Annotated in this window: 4 protein-coding genes (1 of these 4 cut by a window edge); all 4 read left to right on the forward strand. The window is 31.2% G+C overall.

Annotated features, from left to right (window positions below; all coding sequences use genetic code 11):
• Tightly spaced (at most 12 nt apart), the 4 genes in view from CRV01_RS13845 to CRV01_RS06370 form a layout consistent with a single transcriptional unit that may run on beyond the window.
• Positions 1–13,152 carry the 3' portion of a hypothetical protein gene (locus CRV01_RS13845; RefSeq protein WP_258238330.1) on the forward strand. 13,860 nt of this gene lie to the left of the window's left edge, so the window shows 13,152 of its 27,012 coding nt (coding positions 13,861–27,012); the start codon falls outside the window, past its left edge; the stop codon is at positions 13,150–13,152.
• Positions 13,153–13,163: 11 nt separating this feature from the next.
• Positions 13,164–14,960: a tetratricopeptide repeat protein gene (locus CRV01_RS06360; RefSeq protein ID WP_129007341.1), complete on the forward strand. Its 1,797-nt coding sequence runs from the start codon at positions 13,164–13,166 to the stop codon at positions 14,958–14,960.
• 12 nt (positions 14,961–14,972) lie between these two features.
• The gene (locus CRV01_RS06365) at positions 14,973–17,063 is read left to right on the forward strand and encodes a type I secretion system permease/ATPase (protein WP_129007342.1); all 2,091 of its coding nucleotides are present in this window, start codon (positions 14,973–14,975) and stop codon (positions 17,061–17,063) included.
• A complete protein-coding gene (locus CRV01_RS06370) occupies positions 17,064–18,338 on the forward strand; it encodes an HlyD family type I secretion periplasmic adaptor subunit (RefSeq protein ID WP_129007343.1) in 1,275 nt (424 codons plus the stop codon).
• The last annotated feature ends 83 nt before the right edge of the window (positions 18,339–18,421 follow it).

Raw genomic sequence — 18,421 nt, forward strand, 5'->3', positions numbered from 1 at the left:
GAAAACTATACTAACTCTATAAATGTAAACTTAGGAACTACAGATTCTCAAACTGTTTCAACTTCTGACACAGATACAATCTTAAATATAGAACACTTAATTGGTTCTCAAACTGATGATACAATTATTGGTTCAACTGCCAATAACAGTATTGAAGGTGGAAAAGGTGATGATACTTTTATTGCTGGAGCTTATGATGATACAAATGATACTTTAACAGGTGCGGAAGATGGAGCTGATTATTTTGATGGTGGAATAGGTACAAACGATACTATTGATTATTCTGCTATTGATAGTACAGCTGCAGATGCTCAAGGTATAACAGTAACTTTAGACGGTGCAAATAAAAAAACTGTAACAGTTCATAGTCATACAAACAATGATGAAATTTTAAATGTAGAAAATGTTATTGGTACTCAAGATAATGATTATATCAAAGGTGATGTTCAAAACAATACTTTCTTTGGACAAGATGGAAATGATCAATTATTTGGAGAAGATGGAGCTGATGATTTAAGTGGTGAAGCTGGGAATGATACTCTTGATGGTGGAAGTGGAGATGACACTTTAAGAGGTGGAAATGGAGATGACACTTTAACAGGTGGAGTTGGAAACGATATTATTTATGGTGGAGATGAAGGAAGTGATACTGGAAATGATACAGTAGATTATTCAAATGCAATTGAATCATTAATCATTGATTTAGATGTGTCTTTATCAGGTGGTATATCTGGAACTGAAACTTATGGAAAATCAGATGGAAATAACTCTGAGCAAGGACAGGGTGATGATATTTTATATGGAATAGAAAATGTTATTGGTTCAAATGATGAAGTAAGATCAGACTCTATATATGGAAGTAATAGTAATAATATTATCAATGCTCAAAGAGGTGATGATTATATTGAAGCTAGAGGTGGTGCTGATACTGTTCTTGCAGGAGAAGGTAATGACACTGTAAAAGCTACAAGTGCTACAGATGGAGCTGATTATTATGATGGAGGAGCTGGTAATAGCGATACTTTAGATTACTCTTCTTTAAATGAAAATATTTCTGTAAATATTGGTCAAAATGCAACACATGAATTTGAAACTGGAAGTGGTACTAATGATGCTTGGCAAGTAGAGGTTGCAAGTGGTGATAATGATATTATCAAAGGATTTGAAAATATTATTGGTGGAAGTGGAGATGATACAATCTATGCTGACTCAAATGATAACTCAATCTTTGGTGGTGCAGGAAATGATACACTATTAGGTGGAGCAGGTGCAGATACAATTAATGGTTCAACAGGTAATGATACTATTAGTTATGAGTATTTAGATAGTTCAAAAGATTTAAGATTAGACTTATTAAATGATAGTTCAACAGTTCTTGGAGACTCACTTGATGATGACACTATTTATAGTATAGAAAATGCTATAGGTGGAGCTGGTAATGATAGTATGCAAGGTACAAATGATGCAAACATCTTACAAGGTGGAAATGATGGAGATGATACTTTTGTAGGTCTTGGTGGAAATGACACTATTTATGGTGGTTCTTTTGATGGAGCTACTCATACAGATAGTGGTAGTGATACAGTTGATTATACAAATCAAAATAAAATATCTGTAACTTTAGAAGATGATGAAAATACAGTTTCAACAGTAACAATAGATAGTGATGGTGATGGAAGTTTTGCAACGGGAAGTGAAGAACAAGATTCATTATATGGAATTGAAAATATTAAAGGTTCTGATTCTGCAATAAATGGAGCTGATACTATTATTGGAAATAGTGCTTCAAATACTATATATGGGCAAAGAGGTGATGATACTTTATCTGGTATGGCTGGAAGTGATGAGCTTCATGGTGGAGATGGAGCTGATACTATCATAGGTGGTGCTGATGCAGATTATTTATATGGTGATGCAGGAAATGATAGCTTCAATGTAGGCTCTACTGATATATCAGAATATAGTGGAGATGTAATTGATGGTGGAAGTGAGATAGATACTATTGATTATAGCACTATCAATACATCTGGATTCTCTACTGATAGAGGTGTTGATATTGTACTTCAAGCAGGAAGTCCTGCCAATGTTTATGTTGATGGTGATACAACAAATGTACACCATACAATTACAAATGTAGAAAATGTAATTGGTACAGATTTAAAAGATAATATCACAGGAGATAATCAAGCAAATACTATTTCAGGTATGGCTGGAGATGATACTTTAAGAGGAAATGCTTTAAGTGATACTTTATATGGTGGAACTGGAAACGATGAACTTTGGGGTGAAGAAGGAAGTGACCTTTTAGAAGGTGGAGAAGGTAATGACATCATAAGAGGTGGTTCTGGTTTTGATATTCTAAAAGGTGATGCAGGAGCTGATAGTATTTATGGTGGAGCTGATGCTGACCAAATTTATGGTGGAGCTGATGATGATTATATTGAAGGTGGAGATGACAATGATACTATTGTTGGTGAAGCTGGAAATGATACTATAAGAGGTGATAAAGGTGATGATATTATCGCGGGTGGAACTGTTACTATAAGTGGCGGAACAGTTACTGCAAGTGTTGATGATGGAGAGTCTGATACAGTTGATTATAGTGGTGCACTAACAAGTATGACAGTTGATTTAGAAACAGATGATACTTCAGATTTAGCTTCAAAAGGTGAAGCTTATAGTTCAAACTTAAATGACCAAGGAACAGATGAACTTTATGATATTGAAAATGTAATTGGTTCAGAAGAGAATGATACTATCAAAGGTAGTAATGAAAACAATATATTAGATGGTAGAAGTGGTGATGACACAATTTGGGGTGAAGCAGGAAATGATACTTTATTAGGTGGAAATGACAATGATACCCTTTATGGTGGAACTGGCGCTGATAGTATCTCAGGTGATGCAGGAAATGATAATATTTATGGTGGAGCAGACAATGACACTTTAAGTGGTGGAACTGGAAATGATACTTTCTATGCAACAGCACAAGATGATGGAGCAGATATCATTGATGGTGGAACAAATGTAGGAGATAGTGATACTGTTGATTATAGTGCTTTAACTAATTCAAATAATAAAATCGTTGCTACTTTAGATGAAAATAATGATACTGATTCAAGTGTTCAAGTTTATGATGACACAGGAACTTTACAACATACAGATACTATTAGAAATATTGAAAATATAACTGGTACTAGTGGAGATGATACTTTTACTGGAAATACAAGTGCAAATATTTTAATTGGTGGAGATGGAACAGATAAAGTAAACTACAACTATGCAGCTTTAACTGCTGGTGTTACAGTAAACTTACATGTAGGAACTGCAAGTGATGGAGATACTTTAAGCTCTATTGAACATGTAGTAGGTTCAAATTTTGATGATACTTTTGTAACAAAAGCAGGAGTAAATAACACAATAGAAGGTGGAACAGAAACTTCAGAACTTACAGGAGATTGGATAGATTATAGTTCTAACTCTTCTACTGATTTAGTATTAGATTTAAGTGCTCTTGATGGTTCTGGTTTTGCAACTGCACAAGTAAGTTCAAACTCAAAACAAGACTTAGTTAAAGATATAGAAAATGTAATTGGTACTACTGGAAATGATATTATCACAGGAAATGCAGAAGTAAATACAATCCTTGGAAATGATGGGGCAGATACAATCAATGCTGGTGCTAGTGCAGATAGTGTAGAAGGTGGAGCTGGAAATGATATTATTGATGGTGGAGCAGGAGCTGATATTCTAAGAGGTAATAGTGGAGATGATACTTTTGTAGGAACTGACTTTGATGGTGATGATATTGATGGTGGAACAAATACAAGCGCTGGGGATACAGTTGATTATTCACAAGTACTTACATATGGTGTAAATGTTGATTTAACAGATACAGATGGTGATAATGTAAGTATTAATGGCGTAACTCATACAGTAAGTAATATTGAAAATATTAAAGGAACAGACCAAGCTGATGATATTATAGGAAATGACCAAAATAATATTTTAGAAGGTAATGCTGGGAATGATACAATCTCTGGTTTAGATGGAGAAGATACTTTAAAAGGTGGAGCAGGAGAAGATATTTTAAAAGGTGGAGCAGGTAACGATAGACTTGAAGGTGGAACAGGTGATGATACTTTAGAAGGTGGAACAGGTGATGATGACCTTTATGGTGGAGAAGGATCTGATACTGCTGATTACTCAAATGCTACATCTACAATTGAAACAGATGGAAACTTTATTTTTGTAGGTACTGAAAGGGATTATAGAAATAGTATAGAAAATATTATTGGTTCTGATATTAGTGGAAGTGGGGATATTATTGTTGATATTGATTCTACTGATACTTCAAATGCTTTTTATGGTTTAGCAGGAGATGATACTATCACAGAAGGTGCTGGAGATGATATTGTTGAAGGTGGAGCTGGAAACGATTATATTTATGCGGGAACAGGTGATGATATAATTGATGGGGATGATAGTGATGCAGGAACATCAAATGGTAATTCTGATACTTTAGACTTTACAAATGTATTAATTAATGATGATACAGGTGATACAAGAGTTGTAGATGCCGAAACATATAATGGTGGTGACTTTACAGGTATAGAAATTGACCTTTCAAATACAAGCGCTCAAAGAATCCATGCTCAATTTGGTACAGATACAATTTCAAATATAGAAAATATAATAGGTACTGGAAAAGCAGACTATATCAAAGGAAATGATGAGGCTAACCTAATAGAAGGTAGAAGTGGAAATGACTATCTTATTGGTCTTGATGGAGCTGATACATTTAAAGGTGGAGATGGACAAGATACTGTTGATTTCTCTGCTGGTAACCAAGATGTTGTAATTGATATGACAAAAGAACAAACTGTAGGAGATAATACTTCTTATAGAGTTCAAAATGATGGTTATGGAAATAAAGAGTATATTGATGGAATAGAGCATATTATAACTGGAAGTGGAAATGATACAGTTTATGGAGATGCACAAGGAAACTCTTTAATCACAGCTGCTGGTGATGATATTATTAGAGGTGGAGCAGGAAGTGATTATATAGATGGTGGAAGCGAAGGTGCAAATGGTGATACAGTTGATTTTTCTGATTTAACAAGTAAAGTTACTGTTGATTTAGTAGCAGGTACAGCTATATCAGGAACTGACACAGATACATTAGTTGACATTGAAAATGTTATAGGTACTTCTAAAGATGATAGTATTACAGGAGATTCACAAAATAATACAATTATCGCAGGTGATGGTAATGACTACATTAAAGGTGGAGCTGGAACTGACTCTATAGATGGTGGAGCAGGACTTGATGACACAGCTGATTATTCAGATGGTACAGAAGAGATAAATATTGATTTAACACAAGCAGCAGCAAGTAGAGTACAAAATGATGGTTTTGGAAATACAGAATATCTTAATGGGGTTGAAAATATCATTGGTACAAACTCTGCTGATACAATTATAGGAGATAGTGCTGATAATGAGTTCTTTGGTGGACAATCAGATGATACTCTTTATGGAAATGCAGGTGATGATACTTTAGTAGGTGGAACAGGAGCAGATACATTTAGAGCTGGTGCTGGAAATGATATTATTTATGGAAATGAACAAAATACTTCAAGTTTTGATGCTTCAAGAGATGTTATTGATTATTCTGATGTAAATGTTGATATGACTATAAACCTTGAAGCAAATCAAGCTAATGGAGTAGGACAAGGTGTTGATACTCTTTATGATATTCAAGATGTTTTAGGTTCAAGTGCAAATGATAATATCACTGGTAAAACAGGTGAAGTAAACTCTTTATTAGGTTTAGATGGTGATGATACATTCCATGCAACTTTAGATGGTGATTTTATTTATGGTGGAGATACTACAACTGACACAGGAAATGATACAGTAGATTATAGTCATATTGATTCAAATGATGGAAGAGCTATAAATGTTGACTTATCAAAAGATAATACATCAGGAAATGAAAAAGTACAACAAGTTGCAGATGCAACAAACTTCGATATCTTAGATGGAATTGAAAATATTATTGGTACTCAAAATGATGACTTTATTAGAGGAAGTGATGATATTAATGAAGTTAACATTTTAGATGGAGATAAAGGTGATGATACTTTCTATTCTTCAAATGGTGTTGATAGTTTCATAGGTGGTGAAGGAATTGATACTTTAGATTTCACAGGTGTAAATACAGGGAATGAAGGTGTAAATATTGATTTAGACCAAGATAAAACTATAGATGATGGTTTTGGTTATGAAGACTATATCTCAAATGATATTGAAGTAATAATTGGTAGTACTAATGTAGATACAATAAAAGGTGACAGTGCAAATAATACACTTCTAGGAAATGATGGTGCAGATACAATCTTTGGTGGAAGTGGAAATGATAGTATTGATGGTGGAAGTGGAGCAGATACTTTAAAAGGTGATGCAGGTGATGACACTATTTTAGGTGGTGCTGACGGTGACTTTATTTATGGTGGAGAAGGTAACGATATCTTAAATGGACAAGCTGGTGATGATACTATTTATTTTGATAAAGGTGATGATAATATCACAGGTGGAAGTGGAGCTGATACTTTAACATATGAAGAACAAATAATCACAAGCACAGGAATTATTGTAAATAGAACAGATACAGGAGCTACTGTTGATGTTGGTGCTGATGGAACAGATACTTTAGCAGACCATATTGAAACAATTATCGGAACAGGTTTAGATGATGCATTTAATGGTTATGTAGGTACAGATAACGGCAATGACTATAATGATACTTTCTTTGGACTTTCAGGAGATGATATCTTTGATGGAGGTAGAGGTGATGACTATATCGATGGGGGAACACATTCTACTGGAGATACAATTACTTTTGAAACAGTTTCAACAAATGTTGGAGTAGATATAAATTTAGACAGAGCTCAAAGTGATACAGCAGGTAAAACAGATTTTGCAGTACAAGAAGATGGTTTTGGTGGAAAAGATTATGTTACAAATGTTGAGAATATAATTGGTTCTAAAAATGATGATAATCTAGCAGGAAGAGATGACTCTGATAACACAATTCAAGGTGGAGATGGAGATGATACTCTTTATTACACAGGTGGAAATGATAGATTATATGGTGGTACAACTGACTCATCTTCTGGAAATGACTGGTTAAGCTTTGAAAATAGTAATATAGGTGCAACATATGTAAATATTGATGAAGGTGGAACTGTAGGAAGTACAAGAGTATATGGAATTGATAATATTATAGATTCAAAAACTAATACAGGAAATAGAAACTTCTTTGGTAATAGTAATGCAAATAGCTTTATTACTTATGGTGGAAATGATAGAGTTAGAGGTGAAGGTGGAGATGACATCTATGATTTAGGTGATGGTAATGATATAGCTGAATCTGCATATGGTAATGACACTATTATTGGTGGAGCTGGAACAAATACTATTGATTATAGATATTATGAAGGAACAAATGGAATTGTCTTTGATGCAAATAATACTCAAACAATAGATGTAGATGTAAATAAAGATGGAATAAATGATTACACAAATATCACTTTCCAAGAGATCCAAGATGATGGTACTGGTGCTACAGACCTTATATATCAAGTACAAAATATTTATACTGCTGACAATAATAACAGGGTAGATATTATTAGATTTGATGACCAAAACAATGAAATAAGAACATATGGTGGAAATGACACTATTGATGGTAGAGGTGGTGATGACCTAATTTATGGTGGAAATGGAAATGACCTTATCAATGGTGGAACTGGAAATGATGAAATCCATGCTGGGAATAATAATGACACAGTTTATGGAGATGCTGGAGATGACCAAATCTATGGTGATGGTGGAGATGACTATATTGAAGGTGGATTAGGTTCTGATAACATAAATGCAGGTAGCGGCGATGATACTGTTTTAAATGATGAAGGAACTGATACTATTGATGGTAGCACACATGGTGTTGGTGGTGATACTATGACATTTAAAGCGAATGGTTCAAATGGGGTTGTTGTAAACTTAAGTGGAACAACTTTAAATTATGATGCTACTTCAATTGCAGCAAATAGAACTATTGATACATATGGAAATACTGAAACAGTTACAAATATTGAAAATATAATTGGAACAGGAAATGATGATATTGTTCAAGGAAACAGTTCTGTTAATAGCTTAATTATGGGAAGTGGTGATGACACTATCTATGGTTCTTTAGGTAATGACTTCCTTAATGGAGAAGGTGGAACTGACCTTTTAGATTATTCTAACTTAAATAGTGGAGAAGGTGTAAATTTACAACTTGGAGATAATGCAACTATTGGTTTAAATAATCAAACTGTTAGAAATATTGAAAATGCTAGAGGAAGCCAATACGAAGATAATATCACAGGTGATAATGGAGTTAATACACTTTGGGGTGGAGACTCAAATGATATTATCGATGGTCAAGACTCTAATGACTCTATTTATGGAGAAGATGGAGATGATACTTTAATTGGTGGAGCAGGTGCTGACCTTTTAGATGGTGGTGCAAATGGAACTGGAGAAGGTACAGGAGATACAGCAGATTATACTGATATTGGAGCAAAGGTTGTAATTGATTTAAATGAGTCTGGTAATGCAACTGCCTATGTAACTGGTGATGGAAATGATACTTTAATAAATATTGAAAATCTAACAGGAAGTGCAGTTGGAGATGAACTATCAGGTAATAGTGGTCAAAACACAATTCTTGGAAATGCCGGAGAAGATATAATTGATGGTGAAGCTGGAAATGATTATATAGATGGTGGAGCTGATAATGATACTATTATTGGAGGATTAGGTAACGATACATTAAAAGGAAGTACTGGAAATGATGTATTTGTAGCTTCTAATAATGATGGTGATGACAATATAGATGGTGGTGATGATATCGATATTGTTGATTATAGCAATGTAAATGGACCATTAGATGTAACTTTAAATGCATCAGGTGGTACAGATAGTGTTATTACAATTGCTGGAAATGACACTCTTTCTAATATTGAAGGATTTATTGGTACTTCATCAAATGATACTATGGTTGGTAATGATGAAAATAATGTATTTGAAGGTAGAGATGGTTCAGATACTTTAATTGGTAATGCAGGTGATGATACACTTCTTGGTGGTGAAGGAGATGACACACTAATTGGTGGAACTGGAAATGATATTATTGATGGTGGAAATGATGGAGCAAATGGTGACTGGGTAGATTACTCAGGAAGTACAAATGCTATTAATATCAACCTTAGAGCAGATGCCGATCATGCAACTGGTGAAGGAACTGACCAAATAAGATATATAGAAAATATCAATGTTGCAAACAATGAAAATGGAAATATTGTACAAGGTGATGCAAATGATAACTCATTTGTAGCAGGAACTGGTGAAGATACTTTATCTTATGCTGGTTCTACTACTGCAGTTACTATTGACTTTGATTCTGGAACGGTAAGTGGAGATGGAGATGATAACTTTACAGATTTTGAAAACTTTATTGGTACAAACCAAAATGATGTTTTAATAAATGATTCTGTAAAAGATGATACTGACTTTAAATCTTTTGATGCAAAAGGTGGTATTGATACAGCTGATTATTCTGCTTCAACTCAAGATATAACAGTTGATGTAAATGGTAATACTCAATCAGTATTAACTATTGGTGGAACTACAACTGATGAGTTAAATAATGTTGAAATTTTAAAAACTGGTTCAGGAGATGATACTTTTGTTGTAACTTCAACATCTGGACTTGATACTTTAGATGCAGGAAATGGAACAGATACTTTACAATTAAGTGGTAACTTAGACTTATCTTCAGTAACACTTTTAAATTTTGAGAATATAGTGGTTGCCAATGGTGATACCTTAACATTAAGTGTAACAGATTTAGATAATCAAACATTAAATATTGAACTTCAAGGAAATGCAAACTTAATTATTGAAGGTACTTCAAATAATGCAGATTTTGATTTTGATAATATAACTATAAATAAAACAGGAACTGCAAATGGACTTGTTACTTTAGAGTTAGATAATACAATTGATTTAACATCAAAAAATATAAATGGTACAAATGATATTTTAGATGTAATTTCAGTTAATAATGGAACAACAACTATTTTAGAATCTCAAGCTACAACTTTAGATGAGGTAAATGGAAATGGAAGTGTTGTTGTAGAAGTTAGTGCAAATAGTTCAAGTGATTTTGGAACTATTTTAAATTTATCAAATCCAGCAAATGAAACTATCAAATTTACTGGAAGCTCAACATTTACAGGAAGTTTTGGAGATTCTAATGTTGAAGTTGGTTCAGGATTTACTTTAACAACAGCAATTGATAAACTTGATTTAATAGATGTTTCAGGTGCTGGAAATATAGCAGCAACTGGTAACTCTTCTACTGTTGATTTAAGTGGAGTATCAAATGATATCTCTTTTGATGGAACAGTAGTTTTAGGAAATAATAAGGTAAGTCAAGGTGATATTGCTTTAGGAAATAGTGCAAATCTTACAATTGAAGATGCACTAGATATTAGTTCAAAAACAATAACTGGTACAGGTACCTTAAATTTACAAGGTGGTGGAACAGTTGATTTATCAAATGTAAATGTATCTACATTAACTGGTAATTTCACAACTACAACAACACTAAATGGTTTAGGTGTAGATATTGATGCTTCATCATCAAGTGCAAATATCACAATAAATGCACAAAATAGTGTTTCAAATATTCAAACTGGAAATGGTGATGATATTATTAATACTTCTAATGGAGCAACAAATATTGATGGAGGAGTTGGAAATGATACTGTAGTTTATACTGCAAATACTACTTTATCAGGAACATTAACTTCTATTGAAACAATCACAGTTAATGGAAGTAACTTAACATCAAATGTTTCTAATGTTTCAGGGGCTACAGTAAATGGAACAGGAACATTAACTATTAATTCAAGCGGAACATTAGATGCTAGCAATATTTCAAACAATTTAATTCTTGATTCAAGTATTACTTTAAGCAATGCAGGAACAGGAAATATAACTGTAAATGCAGGACAAACTTTAACAGCAGATGCAAGTGTGTTAGATCAACTTACAATTAATGGTTCTGGAAATGTAGTAGTAACAGGTAACTCTTCTACTGTTGATTTAAGTGGAATATCAAATGATATAACAGTATCAGGTACAGTAACATTAGAAGATAACAAAGTTAATCAAGGTGATATTACAGTAGATGGTTCTTTAACTGTATTGGATGCTACAGATATAAGTGCTAGAACAATTGATGGTACAGGTACTTTAAACTTACAAGGTGGTGGAACAGTTGATTTATCAAATGTAAATGTATCTACATTAACAGGAGATTTTGATTCTTCTTCTACAACTTTACAAAATTTAGGAGTAAATTTAGATGCTTCTGCTTCATCTGCAAATATTGAAGTACAAACATCTGATGGAAGTTTAGATATTTCAACAGGAAGTGGAAATGATACAGTTGTTTATACTTCAAATACTACTTTAACAGGTAATTTAACAAATGTAGAGAATATCTCTTTAAATAATGCAGTTATATTAACATCAACAATTGCAGCACTTGGAACTATGGCAGTAGCTGAAACTGGAACTGCAACAGTTAAAATAACTGATGCAAGTGGAGCTTTAGATTTAAGTAATATCTCTACAAATATAATTCTTGATGGAAGTGTTACTGTAAGTTCTTTAAATGCCTCTGTTGGAACTATTACTACAACTGCTACAAAAACAATAAGTGTTGATGCAGATGTTATTTCTAGTAAAACAGTACTTGGAAACGGAATTGTTGATATTACAAGTGGTTCAGCATCTTTAATTGATTTATCAAATATTTCAAATGATGTAAAAGTTAGCAGTGATTTTGAGATTAGTTCAGTTAATAATGGTTCAAACTCTATAGAAATTTCTGCTTCAAATACTTTAAGTGCAGATGCAACAGTAATTAGTGGACATACAATTAATGGAGCAGGAACATTAGCTTTAGATGGAACTGGCGGAATAATTGATATGTCAAATATTAGTTCAGTTGATTTAACAGCTAATATGTCTGGAAATACTACATTTAATAATTTAAGTGTAGATATGAATGCCTCTTCTTCAACAGGAGATATTATTGTAAATGAAACAGCTGGTAATAATTTATCTATTATTACAGGAAGTGGAGATGATATAGTTAATTTAAGTGATGGAAATGATACTGTTGAACTAGGAGAGGGAAGTGATACAGTTAATGTTTCTCATACTAATATTGATATAAATGATAATATCTCAGATAGTGGAACAGTTGGAACTGATACTTTAAATATAACTAGCTCTGGAAATATTGATTCTGCAAATTTAATTGATGTAAGTGGTTTTGAAAATCTAAATCTTTCAAGTGGAGATGATAATATCTCTTTTGATGATACAACAGAGTTTAATAACTTTATCAATGAATTTACTAATATCTCTGATTCAGGTGGAAATGATACTTTATCATTTGGAAGTAGTTCTATTTCAGGAGACTTAGACTTTAGTAAACTAGGAGATTTTGAGAATTTAAATCTTTCTTCAAGTGATGATAATATTACTTTAAGTGGAGATGAACCTTCTAACATAAATGGTGGTGCAGGTGATGATAATTTCACTTTAGATTTTGCAAATATCGATAACTTTACTATTGATGGTGGAAGTAATACAAGTGCTGATAAAGTTACTTTAACTGGAACAACTCAAACTATTACAAGTGATACTGTATTTGGACATGTAGATTCATTTACAAATATGGAAGAAATAGATTTCACAAACTTAAACTTAGATAATGGTGGAACTGGTTCAGAGTTTGAGTTAACAGCAGAATTACTTAACTCTTGGGCAGGTGATAGTTCATCAAGTTTAAAACTTATTTTAGATGCAGATGCTGCTTCTAAGTTAGAATTTACAGCTAAAGATGGTACTAAGTATGGTGGTGATGATGCAGATACTACAGCATTAACTGATGGTGGTTCATATACTCTTAATGATAATGGAGTAGATGTAACACTTGATATTGTAATTCAATAATTAGGAATAATATGAGCAAAAATGAAAATATAAAAGTATTGTTAAAAAAAGCATATGAAGCTTACTCTAAAAGTGATTTAGAATCTTCTAAAAATCACTATTTAGAGGTTTTAAAATTTGATGAAAAAAATAGTGAAGCCTTAGGAAATTTAGGTGTTATTTTTAAAGCACAAGGCGATAATAAAAAAGCCTATGACTTTTATATAAAAGCTATAAATTCAAACCCTAAGAATTCAATGACTTATAATAATTTAGGAAATCTTTTAAAAGATACTAAAAATTATAAAGCTGCTTTAAAAGTATATGCAGATGGGATAAAAGTTAATCCAAAAAACTATCATGCATACAATAATATTGGAATGGTTTTTGAAAGTTTAAATGACAATGATAAAGCAATACAAGCATATAAAGACGCTGTAAGAGTAAATCCAAATTTTGACAAAGCAGTAAATAATATTGGAGTTGTTTTATATAAACAAAGAAAATACAAAGAAGCAATAGAAATCTTTAAAATAGCTTTAGATTTAAATCCAAAATATGTAGAATTATATGCAAATATTGGAGCTTGTTATAATAAACTTAAAATGTATGATGAAGCAATTGAAAACCTAGATAAATCAATTGAATTAAACCCTAAAAATGCAGGAGCATATACAAATTTAGGAAATGTATATAACAAATTAAAAGATTATAAAAAAGCTGCAAAACTTCATGAAAAAGCAATAGAACTAGACCCAAATGGAGCAAATGCATATAGTAATGTAGGAACTTCATATAAATATTTAGGTCAAGTTTCTAAAGCAATTGACTCTTATAAAAAAGCGATAGAGCTAAATCCTTCTTTTGAAAATGCTCACTTTGATTTAGCAACTATTCTTTTAGCAAAAGGTGATTTAAAAGAAGGATTCAAAGAGTATGAGTGGCGATTTAGAAAAGATGAAATGAAAGGTCATATTCTAAATAACAAAGATATCTTTTCTAAGCCAATGTTTAAAGGAACTGAAGATGTAAGAGGTAAAACTATTTTACTTCATTCTGAACAAGGTTTTGGGGATTCAATACAATTTATTAGATTTTTACCTCAGTTTAAAGAGAAATTTGGATGTAAAATAGCTGTTAAATGTAGAGATGAATTAAAAGAGTTATTTAAATGTATAGATGAGATTGATGTTTTAACAAATAGAAGTGAACCAACACCAGCTTTTGATTATCATTTATCTATTATGAGTATGCCTTATATTTTAGGTCTTAGTTTAAATAAAGAGCTTATAACAAAAACTCCATATTTATTTGCAACAAAAGATAAAGAGTTAGAAGTAAAAGAAGAAAAAGGGAAAATAAATATTGGTATTTGTTGGTCTGCTTCAACTACTTCAGAAAGCTATGAAGAAAGAGTTTTAGAACTTGAAAAATTTTTACCTATAATAAATAGTGACAAAATCAATATTTATAATCTTCAATTAGGAGAAGATAAAAAACAAATCCAAAAGTTAGGTTTAGAAGATAAAATTATTGACTATAGTGATAAATTAAAAGATTTTTCTAAAACAGCATCATTGGTAAAAGAGCTTGACTTAGTTATTTCTTCTGATACTTCTGTTGTTCATCTTTGTGGTGCCCTTGATGTTCCAACATGGGTTTTAGTTCCAAAAGTACCTGATTTTAGATGGCAAAATAAAGGTGTAAATTCAGCTTGGTATAAAAGCGTTAAAATCTTTAGACAAAAGAGCTTAGGGGTTTGGGATAACGTATTTCAGTCTGTTTATGATAAACTATTTTCAAATTTTAAGATTAAAATAAAAAAATAAGATAGGAATTTTTTGGAAGAGACTATTAGTAGAGAGGAATATCCTTTAATATATTCACTAAAATATGTATTAGACTTTTATTTTGGGGACATTTCATTAGAAACAATATTAAATATTAGTGCATCTTCAAGGGAAGGTTTTACAAAAGAATTAGCAATAGATGTTGCAAATGAAGTTGGACTTACTGCCGTTTCAAAAAATATAGAAGCAGGAAATATTCCTGCTCACTTTTTCCCTTGTATTATTTTTGACAGTCATGATAAACCCTTTATTCTTTTGAAAAAAGATAGAGATGTTTATTTATTTGACCCAATAGCAAATAAAGAAGTAAAAGAGAATAAAAGCTTTTTAGGTAATTTCAAAAAAGCAATCTTGATTTTTAGGGACCCTAAAAAAGAGAAACTTATAGAATCTAGTAGAACAAAAGATTGGTTTTGGTCTCCTGTAAAAACTTTTTGGCGTTCATATATTGAAGTTGGTTTTTTAACTTTATTTATCAATATCTTTGCACTAGCAGTGCCTCTTTTTACAATGAGTGTTTATGATAGAGTAGTTCCAAATAATGCAACTGAAACTCTTTTTGTACTTGCAAGTGGAGTTGTAATAATTTTACTTTTTGATGTATATTTTAAAAGTGTAAGAAATCATATTATAGAAAATGTAGGAAAAAAATTAGGTGTTTATTTAGAAGAAGAATTGATGAAAAGAATGCTTAAAATCAAATCTGAGTATGATAATATGCTTGTTGGTTCAAAGGCAAATCTTTTTAGAGAATTACATCAAATAAAAGATTTTTTTGCTACAAAATCTATTTTACAAGTTATTGATTTACCATTTTTCTTTATAGCATTACTTGTAATATTTCTTATTTCACCAGCAGTTGCAGCAGTTCCATTTTTTGTAGCAATAGTTATTGTTCTTTTTAATTATTTTATGCAAAAACCTATTGAAAATCTTAGTAAAAAAAATGTAGAAAATGTACAAGCAAAGAACTCATATTTAGTAGAAACAATTCAAGGAAGTGAAATAATTAAACTTACCAATGCTTCTTCAACAAAACTATTTAATTGGCGAAATATAGTTGCAAAAACTGATTCAATAGGACAAAGAATACAATCATTAAATGTATTTTCAATGAACCTTTCACAAACTGTAGTACAATTTGTAACTATGATGGTTATAGTTGTTGGAGTATTTGAAATTGCTTCAAACAACTTAACAGTTGGTGGACTTATTGCTGTAACTATTTTATCAAGTAGGGCAATGGTTCCTGTAATTCAAACTTCAATGATGGTTATTAGATTAAAAGAGATAAAAGAGTCTTTAAACAATATCAATGAGTTTTGGCATTTACCCCTTGAAAACGATAATAATATGGAAATAGGTGTTGGAAAAATAAAAGGTGATATTGAGTTTTCAAATGTTGAGTTTTTTTATAAAAATAGTAAATATCCTTCTTTAAAAGATTGTAACTTAAAAATAAAGCAAGGAGAAAAAGTAGGGATTATTGGTCAAACTGGTGCTGGTAAAACTACTTTTTTAAGGTTGCTTTCTGGACTTGATAGCGCTACAAGTGGAAATATATATTTAGATGGACATGAAATTTCTACTATGCATCCAGTTGAGATAAGACAAAATATTGGAGTTATGACTCAAGAACCTTTTTTATTTTCTGGAACATTAAAAGAGAATATAGAATTATCAAATCCTATAAGTAAAGAAAGAATGATGGAGCTTATTAAATTAACTGGTTTAGAAGAATTAGTTAAAAAAAGCGGTCAAGGTGATGCTTTACAAGTAGGGGAAAGAGGAAGTAATTTATCTGTAGGGCAAAGACATTTAGTAGCACTTGCTAGGGCAATTTTAAATAACCCTCCTGTTTTACTTTTAGATGAACCTACAACAGGACTTGATGTTGGATTAGAAAAGAAACTAATTTCACATTTAAAAGAGTTAATGAAAGATAAAACACTATTTGTAATAACTCACAGATTTGCAGCTTTAGATTTAGTTGATAGAGTAATAGTTTTAAATAATGGACAAATTGTTGCAGATGGACCAAAAGATAAAGTGTTAGCAGCACTTCAAGGAAAGAGACAATAAATGAATAATAAGTTTTTTGAAGAGACAAAATGGAATTATTATGTATCGGTAGTTCCAATTATGCTATTTTTTATAGCTTTTATTACTTGGTCTTTTTTTAGTGAAATTGATGAAGTTGTAAGGGGTGCAGGTAAAGTAGTTCCATCTTCTCAAACAAAAGTTTTGCAGAACCTTGAAGGTGGAATAATCTCAAATATAAAGGTTAATGAAGGACAAAAAGTTGCAAAAGGTGATGTTATTTATACCCTTTCAAATAAGTTTTTTAAAGCAGATTTAAGATCAAAAGAGATAGATCTTTTAGCTTATAAAGCAAATCTTATAAGACTTGAAGCCTTAATTGATGAAAAATCTTCTGTAACTTTTCCTAAGGAGCTTTTAGAAAAAATTCCAGATATAGTAGAAAATGAAAGAAGAATTTTTTATGAAGATTTTAATAATTCAATTACTAAAATCGAAATAGCGAAAGATCAATTAAAACAAAAACAGTATAAGCTAAAAGAAGCCGAAAGTAAATATGAGAACTTAACATTAGAGATGAATCTTGCCCAAGCTAATATGAAAATTTTAGAGTCTTTATATAAGAAAAAAGTTGTTTCTAAAAAAGAGTATTTATCTGAATTATCAAAAAAACAAAATATTGTAACTAAACTTTCTGATACAAGAAATTCAATTCCTATTATAGAAGAAGAAATACAAGAAGCTAAAAAGAAAATTCAAACTGTAAAATCAGAGATTAGAACTAAACATCTTCAAAAATATTCAGCTTTAAAAGCAGAGATAAGTAAATTAACTGAAAAAAATAAAGCAAATGCAGATAGAGAACTTAGAAAAGATGTAATTTCTCCTGTTAATGGAATTATTAATAAACTATATTTTTACACTATAGGTGGTATTGTAAAACCTGGTGATAAAATGGCAGAGATTACTCCTTTAGATGATTCTTTAACAATTGAAGCAAGAGTTAATACATCAGATAGGGCTCAAATTTGGGAAGGACAAGATGTTTCTGTTGAGATTACAGCTTATGATTTTTCAAAATTTGGATTGTTAAAAGGTAAACTGATATCTATTTCACCTGATTCTTTTGAAGATAGAAATGGAAATATCTTTTATATAGTAAAAGTAAAAGCTAATAACGATCAGTTTGCTCCAGATTTACCTATTTTACCAGGTATGATTGCAAATATAAATATCTTAACTGGTAAAAAAACAATTCTGCAATATATAATAAAACCTTTAAAAGATATAAGTAAAAATGCATTAAGTGAACAATAATTCAAAAATAAATAATTTTTAAGCTATCATAATGTAATTTTCAATTATTTAAAAGCATAAATTAACTATTATATGGAGTTTTA

Source organism: Arcobacter sp. CECT 8983, from assembly GCF_004118855.1.
Taxonomy (GTDB): Bacteria; Campylobacterota; Campylobacteria; order Campylobacterales; family Arcobacteraceae; genus Halarcobacter.

Coding starts and splice junctions, on each gene's coding strand:
- CRV01_RS06360 (WP_129007341.1), top strand. CDS start 13,164: ATGAGCAAAAATGAAAATATAAAAGTATTGTTAAAAAAAGCATATGAA.
- CRV01_RS06370 (WP_129007343.1), top strand. CDS start 17,064: ATGAATAATAAGTTTTTTGAAGAGACAAAATGGAATTATTATGTATCG.